General features: G+C 35.7%; 8 protein-coding genes and 2 tRNA genes. 5 read left to right on the plus strand and 5 right to left on the minus strand.

Annotated elements, in window-relative coordinates; genetic code table 11:
* Positions 1 to 2: 2 nt before the first annotated feature.
* The 5 genes from SGJ10_07600 to SGJ10_07620 form a co-directional block, all read right to left on the minus strand.
* Positions 3 to 1175, minus strand: a complete 1173-nt coding sequence (locus SGJ10_07600) for a polysaccharide biosynthesis C-terminal domain-containing protein (GenBank protein ID MDZ4757986.1) — start codon at positions 1173 to 1175, stop codon at positions 3 to 5.
* Positions 1168 to 2268, minus strand: coding sequence for a glycosyltransferase (locus SGJ10_07605; GenBank protein ID MDZ4757987.1), 1101 nt, complete (start codon positions 2266 to 2268; stop codon positions 1168 to 1170). The genes SGJ10_07600 and SGJ10_07605 overlap by 8 nt, the downstream gene beginning before the upstream one ends.
* A 24-nt stretch (positions 2269 to 2292) precedes the next feature.
* Positions 2293 to 2988, minus strand: coding sequence for a hypothetical protein (locus SGJ10_07610; protein ID MDZ4757988.1), 696 nt, complete (start codon positions 2986 to 2988; stop codon positions 2293 to 2295).
* A gap of 7 nt (positions 2989 to 2995) precedes the next feature.
* Positions 2996 to 4531: a carbon-nitrogen hydrolase family protein gene (locus SGJ10_07615; protein MDZ4757989.1), complete on the minus strand. Its 1536-nt coding sequence runs from the start codon at positions 4529 to 4531 to the stop codon at positions 2996 to 2998.
* Between the two features lie 172 nt (positions 4532 to 4703).
* Positions 4704 to 5273: a DNA-3-methyladenine glycosylase I gene (locus tag SGJ10_07620; GenBank protein MDZ4757990.1), complete on the minus strand. Its 570-nt coding sequence runs from the start codon at positions 5271 to 5273 to the stop codon at positions 4704 to 4706.
* Positions 5274 to 5694: 421 nt separating this feature from the next.
* On the opposite strand from SGJ10_07620, the gene SGJ10_07625 reads away from it, so the two are divergent.
* The 5 genes from SGJ10_07625 to SGJ10_07645 all read left to right on the plus strand — a co-directional run bounded on the left by SGJ10_07625 (position 5695) and on the right by SGJ10_07645 (position 8265).
* Positions 5695 to 5767, plus strand: a tRNA-Phe gene (locus SGJ10_07625).
* A gap of 15 nt (positions 5768 to 5782) precedes the next feature.
* Positions 5783 to 5853, plus strand: a tRNA-Gln gene (locus SGJ10_07630).
* A gap of 26 nt (positions 5854 to 5879) precedes the next feature.
* Positions 5880 to 6857 carry a ribose-phosphate pyrophosphokinase gene (locus tag SGJ10_07635; GenBank protein MDZ4757991.1) on the plus strand — a complete coding sequence of 326 codons (978 nt, stop codon included), beginning with the start codon at positions 5880 to 5882 and terminating at the stop codon, positions 6855 to 6857.
* Between the two features lie 225 nt (positions 6858 to 7082).
* Positions 7083 to 7394 carry a TIGR04255 family protein gene (locus SGJ10_07640; protein ID MDZ4757992.1) on the plus strand — a complete coding sequence of 104 codons (312 nt, stop codon included), beginning with the start codon at positions 7083 to 7085 and terminating at the stop codon, positions 7392 to 7394.
* Positions 7395 to 7755: 361 nt separating this feature from the next.
* A complete protein-coding gene (locus SGJ10_07645) occupies positions 7756 to 8265 on the plus strand; it encodes a hypothetical protein (GenBank protein ID MDZ4757993.1) in 510 nt (169 codons plus the stop codon).
* The last annotated feature ends 419 nt before the right edge of the window (positions 8266 to 8684 follow it).

An 8684-nucleotide genomic window follows, 5' to 3' on the forward strand; every position in this document is an offset into this window, starting at 1 on the left:
ATTTAATTTAGCTGAATTCGTTTGTAAAATGCACCCAATAATATCAAGCTCGAAACGGCCAAAGTCACGTCGAAAGCCAATGCAGCTCCCTGTAATCCAAGTTGTGGAATATATATATAGTTCAATATTGCGGTAAGCAAAAAACCAATGATGGCAGCAAAATTATTATATTTAAATTCACCCTTACCTGCAAAATATGCAGCCGGCACGAACTGCAAAGAACATAATATAATGCCTGGGAACAAATATATAAGTTGTTGCCTCACATCAAAAAATTGTTTGCCGAATATATATATATAAGTTTCGGTAGGGATAATATATAATACCAAACAACACATGCCTGTAATGGTAAATGACAGTAAAATGGAACGTTTAATGCCGCGTTTGTCAATTTGCCCACTGGCTATATTTCCTAAATTTATTAAAGCAATACTCTTTCCCGCAAGCCAAATAGCTTCGCCCAATGCAATGGCTACTGAGAATATTCCCAGATAAGACCCACTTAAAAAAAACGGGATTAAGAAATAACTCAATCGATAGTTCATCAGTTGGAATATATTGCTCAACTGTGAGTAAAACCCTTTGCCAACAAACACTTCCATAGAAACTGTATCGGACAAGGTGGGAGAATCAACTTTGCTGATGAATATATATCCTATCATACTTGTTGCCAATAAAGCTGTACCAAAGCAAGCTAGATAAATCATACTATTTACTTGCATATAATAACTGGCTATCGCAAACAACAAAACATGCAAAGTGATATAGATATTGCTTAGCATATTCGCTTTTACAATTTTGTTGTGACCCGTTAGCAGCATAGAGAACGACAAGAATGCTACATTAATGAATGCAATAATGGGTATATAAATACCCAAGTTAAGTTGTTTGTAAAATAAGAAGGTGATTCCCACTGAAACTATAGAAAGTACTATATTATATAAGAATATATTTTTGAGCAAATGTTTGTTATTATATCTGCTGGCAAAATATACCAATGCTGGTCCACCAAAGCATAAACCTAGCTGTGTAAACAGATTGATAGCCGCTGTCCAATTGCTGATTTCTCCCCTGCCTTCTCTGCCCAACTCATGTGTGGTGAGCAAAATAAGCAAAAATGCGAGCACCATAGACCACATTTTTGAAAGGAAGGTATAAGCAATTTTTTTAAGCAAGTTTCAATTCTTTATAAAAGTTATTGAATAATTTATTGATGGTATTGCTATCATATTTTTCGTTATAGTTTGCAAAGTTGCAATGATGTTTTCCTTGAACTATATTTATCATCGCATCACATAATTCGGAATCATTATTTACCAAAACACCAAATTGAGGTTTTACCAATTCTTGAAATGAAACTATATTGTTGCATATAACGGGGCAATGCACTGCCAGGGCTTCGTATACCGTGATGCCTTGCGTTTCATAAAGGCTGTAGGAAACTAACGCAGTTGCCTTTGACATTTTTTCTAACACTTCTTGTCTGGGGATTATGCTTTCAATAAATATACTTCTAAACAATAATCCATGTTGCTGTGCCATATTTTTGCAAGCCTCTTTGTCTTCCCCATCTTCGCCATACATATATAATTTATAATCGGGCATCTGAGTTAATACTTTTATAAATGCCTCAACAATTTTTATACTTTGTTTTACAGGTGCGAAGTTGGAAACATGTATAAAGTACCTTTCTTTTTCTATATGTTTTGGAATGTCATAGAGCTCATCATCAATCAAATTTGGAATTAAGGTAGGCAGCGTTTTTAAGTCGAATAATTGTTGCACATCATCGCTCAGATGCTTGGAAACACAGGTAATTCCTTCTGCATTTTTGAATATTTGTTTTTCAAATAAATGCAAGCGTGGGGTATTTACTTGTAAATAGCGGCTATTATGCTCGGTAATGATATAAGGAATTTTCTTTAGTTTTTTTAGCAGCCATGCCACAAGTGCCGTGGGCCAGCCAACATGCACCTGAATAAATTTCGGCATCCCGTATTGCTTAAAAATATGTAAACAATAATTATAATAAATAAAAAATTTGGTTAAACTTGAATTGGGTTTCACTATATATTTTTTGATATATAATATATTCCCCACCAGCTCTTCTTTATCCTCTCCCCTGTAACTATCTGGGTGCAGCTTGCGGTCAACAAATTTAAGGTAAAAAACGATTACTTTGTTATTGATGCCGATAGCCCGCACATGGCTTTGCACAAAATTACCTGATGTGGGTTCCAATTTGTTGGGAAACCAAGATGCCAACATAAATATATAATCCCCCTTCAAAGTTTATTCGTTCTTAAATAAAATTTTGTGCAACATATAACATCTTTTGATGGTTTCTATAATTTCATATTCAGAAGTAGTAGCTACCAGATTATAAGTAGGGCCACAAAAGTTCATAAACGAGTCGAGGGCCGTTCCATATAAGCCAGAAATTTGATGAGCAATATCTCGCGTAAACACATCATTGACGGCATGTTTTTTTTCGTCACGCTCAAAAAGTTCTTCCAGCTTTTTTAGTTCTCTACCATGTTTGCTATAGTTATAATAAAACAATGATATTGGGCTTTGAAAACCCGGTTTAGGTCGGTCGAGCACATAACTCCACTCCTTGCGTCGTTCGTAGGCATCCACTTTTGGTGTGCGAATAGTTCGGAAAACAAATTCAGGAAACAATTGAGGAATGGATTCCATATATATAATATTGTTTTTCCCCAGCAAAGAATCTAGTTGTAGGGAAACTGTTTGATATCCCAATTTTTTAACGATAAGCTGCTTGTGTATGGAATCTACTGCGAGTCTAAATTCTCCATTATATGATGATACCGTGCCTACATATAAACCCTGCGGAACAACAATGGCCTGCACTACAGGAGTGCTGTCAGAAGATTTAAGCAATTTGCCTCTTATATATAATTGTCCCTGCACTGGTACGGTGAATACCACTAGTAAAAAAATATAATATAGATTTATTTTTTTCAAATAGGTATTATAGTTCTTTCAATTCATATAAATCTAAACGGCGGTCTTTCCAGTTCAAAACAGTTCCCGTATTACGCACCCTTTCCAATGCTGCAAGGTCGAGGTCAGCTATAACGACGGTTTCTATATTGGTGTTACACTCGCCCGCCACAGCATCGGGAGGGAATGCAAAATCGCTAGGCGTATATATTCCTGATTGGGCATAGTTAATATCCATATTATCGACCGATGGAATATTGCCTATAGTACCCGCAGTGCATACAAATATTTGGTTCTCGATAGCTCGGGCTTGGCTACAATATTTCACCCTTTGGAAGCCATGTTTTTCGTCCGTGCTAAATGGTACAAACAATATCTTAGCCCCTTTCTGACAGGCTATCCGGGCCATCTCCGGAAACTCCACATCATAACATACATTGATAGCCACTTTACCACAATCTGTATTCATTACATTTATTTCGGAACCCGCTTTTACGCCCCACCACTTTTGCTCGTTTTGTGTGATATGGATTTTATATTGTCTCTCATAAGTTCCATCACGTTTAAATAGGTAAGCTATATTATATAAATCATCTCCTTCCAATTGTAAATGTGTGCCAGCTATTATATTTATATTATATTCCAAACTTAATCGCTTGAACAAACTTATATAATCATCAGTATACTCATCCATTTTTCTTATACTGTCTTCAGGACTCATACCTCTATAGTCTATCAAAGATAATAACTGTGTGGTGAACAGCTCAGGAAAAATTGCAAAATCCGATTTGTAATTACTAGCCACATCAGTGAAATACTCACACTGCTGAGCAAATTCATCGAATACCACGATTTTACGCAACTCGTATTGTATACAACATACCCGTACTTTTTTCATCATTACCGAGCGTTCCGATTTGCTCTCGGGGGTATAATCTATATTTTTCCATTCCAATAAGCATGCATAGCCTTCGCTCTCCATATCGTTAGGCAAATAATCTTTGATGATACGGCGTATTGCAAATCCTTGCGACAATTGAAAAGTAAGCACGGGGTCTTTAATCTTTTTATCAATTACTCTTTTCACATAAGCACGCACGCCAAGTTTGCCCGAGTGTATATGAAAATTTGGCAAACGGCCACCAATTAAAATCTGCATCAAGTTTTTTTCTACGCCAAGGTCTCTACGCATTTCATATAAACGGCGGCCTATCTTCAAGCCTTGATATTCGGGGTGTACCATGGCTTCAATACCATATAAAGTATCCCCGTCTTCATCATGGTTGGTTATATAACCTTTGTCGCATATTTCGTTCCAGGTATGGTCATCATCATAATCGTCCCAGTTTATGATAAGGCTGGTGGCCGAGCCCACAATTTCGCCTTCAAACTCAATTACCTGCATGCCTTCGGGGAACAGGCGGAACTGGCTTTTCAGCATGTCCATCGTCCATGGGTCATTGTCGTGAAAACAGATTTGTGATAACTTGATGATGTCCTGAAAATCGTCGGGAGTGGCCGTGCGTTGTATGATTACAGGTCGTTTGCTGATTCGTTTTTTCATGTGCGGTTTTATCTAAAAGATAATACGCAAAGGTAGAAAAGAATTTGGGATTAATATAATTGTTGTTCGGACTTTGCTTGCCGTCATTCCGAACTTGTTTCGGAATCTATATTTGTGCAATTCTGATTAATAGACCCTGAAACAAGTTCAGGGTGACGTTCCTGAAATTCCTTCACACCTCCTTATGCCTATAACATCCCACCAAATGGTCATTGACCATACCTGCTGCTTGCATAAAAGCATAGCATATAGTGGGGCCCGCAAACTTAAAACCCCGCTTACGCAAATCCTTGCTCATGGCTTCTGCCTCAACGGTTCTGGCGGGAATTTCAGATTGCGATTTTAACTTATGGTTAATTGTTTTATGACTCGTGAACTGCCAAATATATTTGGCAAAACTGCCATACTCTTTTTGAATGGCTATAAATAATTGGGCATTGGTTACGCTACTATATACTTTTAATTTATTTCTAATGATACCCTCGTTTTGCATCAGTTCGTCGAGTTTTTTTTGGTCAAATTTGGCTACTTTTTTATAATCGAAATTGGCAAATGCTTTTTTGAAATGATGCCTGCGGTGTAATATCGTTTTCCAACTCAACCCCGCCTGGAAAGCATCGAGTATTAAGAACTCAAATAGTTTGGTATCATCGTGAACGGGTACGCCCCACTCGGTATCGTGGTAGGCTTCCATTAGCTCATCGCCCATGCACCAGAGACATTTTGTTTTTTGTTTTTTCATTTATTATATATTTTTGAAGGCGACAAAAGTAATTCGCCGCATCGAATAATGTAATTTGCGAGCAATAATATTATACCATTTCTTAAACTATAATTGTTCTCCGCCTTTGGCGGCTTAGTTTTTATAATGGTAATGCCGAACTACATCCCGGAAGCCCCGCAAACTTGTACTTTGAATTGGTTAAATATATGAATATTTTGTTTATAATATATAATTGAGTAGCTCGTAAAACCTTCCCAATTTCAAACCAATAAATCTCAGTTTTGGATTTTTTGCTGCATTGTGACCTAAGATTCCCACTCATAAAATTAATGACCTTAAATACTTTAAGATAAATTTTAAAATTCAATTTGTCGCTTTGGCAAAAGTCCTTATTTTTGCATCCCGATTTTGTATCGGGACTTTAAACCGAAAACAAATTGGTGCGGTAGCTCAGTTGGTAGAGCAAAGGACTGAAAATCCTTGTGTCGCCGGTTCGATCCCGGCCCACACCACAAGAAAGTATACATTGCCCGATCGTCTAATGGCAGGACTTCAGATTTTGATTCTGACTGTGTTGGTTCGAATCCAGCTCGGGCAACTTTAACACAATAACCATACAGTATGATGCAGCCCATATCCAATCAGGTTAAATTATTTTCGGGCACGCACTCTCATTATCTTGCTGAACAAATCGCACAACACCATGGCTCTCAGCTTGGGCAGTTAAGTATTCTGCGTTTTGCCGATGGCGAATTTCAACCTTCTATCGACGAAACGGTTCGTGGTTGCGATGTGTTTTTTATTCAAAGCACTTTTGCTCCTGCCGATAATTTGATGGAAATATTATTGTTTATTGATGCAGCCAAACGAGCTTCGGCACATTATATAACTGCAGTGATTCCTTATTTCGGAATGGCCCGGCAAGACCGTAAAGACAAGCCCCGTGTATCTATCGGAGCTAAACTAGTCGCCGAATTATTGCATACTGCAGGTGCCAGCCGTGTAATGACCATGGACTTGCATGCAGGACAAATACAAGGATTTTTCGACGTACCTGTCGATCATTTAGATGCATCAGTAGTATTTGTTCCTTATATAAGAAGTTTAAATTTACCCAACCTTATTATAGCGGCCCCCGATATGGGTGGTACCGCCCGTGCCCGTGTATTTGCCAAAGCACTTAATGCCGATATGGTAATATGCGATAAGGAACGCAAACGTGCCAATGAGATTGCCTCCATGACCGTGATAGGTGATGTAACCAGTGCCGATGTGGTATTGGTGGACGACTTAATAGATACTGGAGGCACACTTTCCAAATCGGCGAAGATGCTGATGGACCGTGGTGCTAAAAGTGTGAGAGCGGTGTGTACGCATCCTGTATTATCAGGTCAGGCTTATGAAACTATTGAAAATTCTGTGCTCACCGAATTAATTGTATGCGATACCATTCCTTTGAAAAAGCATGTAGATAAAATAAAGGTATTGTCGGTGGCACCGCTTTTTGCCAATGCTATCCGCTCGGTTAATGAGCATACCTCCATCAGTTCGCTGTTCGATATGAACGGGAATAAGGTGCAGATTCAGGAGAAATTGGTTTAAAGTATTTTTTTGAAACTTTAAAGACTACTTGTTCGTTTTGGTATAGATATTTATATTAAATATTGAAAGCTAAAACTTTATAGCTATTTTACTGTTAAAAATATTGTTAATATTATTATTAATAAATTGGATTATATAATCAAACTAGTATTAATTTCGCTCCTTTAAAATAATTATGAATTTAAAACAAAGAGAACTCTTTAGTAAAACAAAATTACTGAGGCGATTTGTCAATTCACTTTTAAAGAACATATAAACTCCGATTTGTATGTGAAATTTGCTGAAAGAATTAACTCTAAATATTCGAATATTTTAGAAATCCCTCTTATACATTTTAATTTCAATCTTCAGGACCAAAATTCTTCTCAAGTAAATTTAAATGGTCTTAGAATTTCTAATAATGAGAAGGATAAAATAGTTCAAATTTTTACAGATAATTTATCAATACATCAAGTTGGGAATTATCAAAAGTGGGAAATTTTTAGCGAAGATGTTTATTATATTTTAAATGAATTCCAAAAGGAGATTCCAGCATAAATTGGACGGATAGATATAAGAACAATTAATATTTTTGATTTTGATTTTGATCCTCGTAAATATTTCCATGTAGCAATGAATTACCCCAAAGAGTTTATTCAAAATTCTAATTATCAATATAGTTAGATCAAATATATGAACCGGGTAAGAGTGCTGGAGTTTTAAGGGGTAATTATTTGAGGGAAGAAGGACAAAATAAATTTATACTTGACCTTAGTTTTATTAACTGGTTTTTGGAAGATGATATTACAATAAACGATACAATACAAATTAAACAAATTCTAGGAATAGGTCATATGAAGTTGTATAATTTATTTAACGAGGCAATTACTCAAGAAACAAAAAACTTAATAAGATAAAAATGACAGATTATAAAGAACACAAAATAAATGTTGAATTCTGCATTAAAAGCGAGGATAATACTATTTTGAATTTTAATCCTATCGTTGGAGAAAATGATAATTCAATATCTGTAACTAATCATCCAACTTCTTCTTATAGAACATCAAGAAATTTTTTAAATGAGAGTATTACATTACCCTCTAGAAAAATGCGTTTACTTCAAGGTGCTGTTGCATTGAATCATGTTTATAAAGAATTAGAGTTAGATAATCCATCTGTTATTTTAACAGCAATTAATATATTACAAAAGTGTATTATTAATAATATCTCACAAATTGAAATATCTAAAACAGGAAATAAAGAAATTCTAATATATAAACAAAAATCTAGTGGCTTTTCTAATATATTAATTGACGAAGATGGAGATGTGTCTTATGTATTTGTTGGGAAGAAATTAGGGGAAGAAAAAACTGCATATTTTTCAAAACAAAAAGGACTAGATTATCAAAAGATAGCAGAACTTCTTTAATTCTTATATGGCGTGTTCAGAAACTAGCATACCAGTGTATCTGCATTTTTCGTCTGAGAAAAAAGTATATAAACCCAAAGATTTTTTATTTTATCATATACTTTATAGAACAGGATTTAAAGAGAGAGATAATCCTTTTGAGTTTCCCAATACTCTAACAGCTTTTTCTGTTGTTAGTCTAAATTTATCCATAGGAAGGATGTGCTTTCTGTTGTTCAAACTTTAGCTACTAATCCAGATTAAATGGGGAATCATGTATACTTTGGCACAATAAAGAAGATAAAAACTATTAAAGTAATAGTACATTATATTCACGATACTTGTGGAGGTGAACATGTCATAACTACTGCTTTTGTTCATTCACCTCTACCGTGTAATTACTCACATTGTGAAATTTTAATCAAACCTTGCTCTAAAGA

Source organism: Bacteroidota bacterium, assembly GCA_034439655.1.
Taxonomy (GTDB): Bacteria; Bacteroidota; Bacteroidia; order UKL13-3; family UKL13-3; genus CANJUD01.

Coding starts and splice junctions, on each gene's coding strand:
- SGJ10_07605 (MDZ4757987.1), bottom strand. CDS start 2,268: ATGTTGGCATCTTGGTTTCCCAACAAATTGGAACCCACATCAGGTAAT.
- SGJ10_07615 (MDZ4757989.1), bottom strand. CDS start 4,531: ATGAAAAAACGAATCAGCAAACGACCTGTAATCATACAACGCACGGCC.
- SGJ10_07620 (MDZ4757990.1), bottom strand. CDS start 5,273: ATGAAAAAACAAAAAACAAAATGTCTCTGGTGCATGGGCGATGAGCTA.
- SGJ10_07635 (MDZ4757991.1), top strand. CDS start 5,880: ATGCAGCCCATATCCAATCAGGTTAAATTATTTTCGGGCACGCACTCT.
- SGJ10_07645 (MDZ4757993.1), top strand. CDS start 7,756: ATGACAGATTATAAAGAACACAAAATAAATGTTGAATTCTGCATTAAA.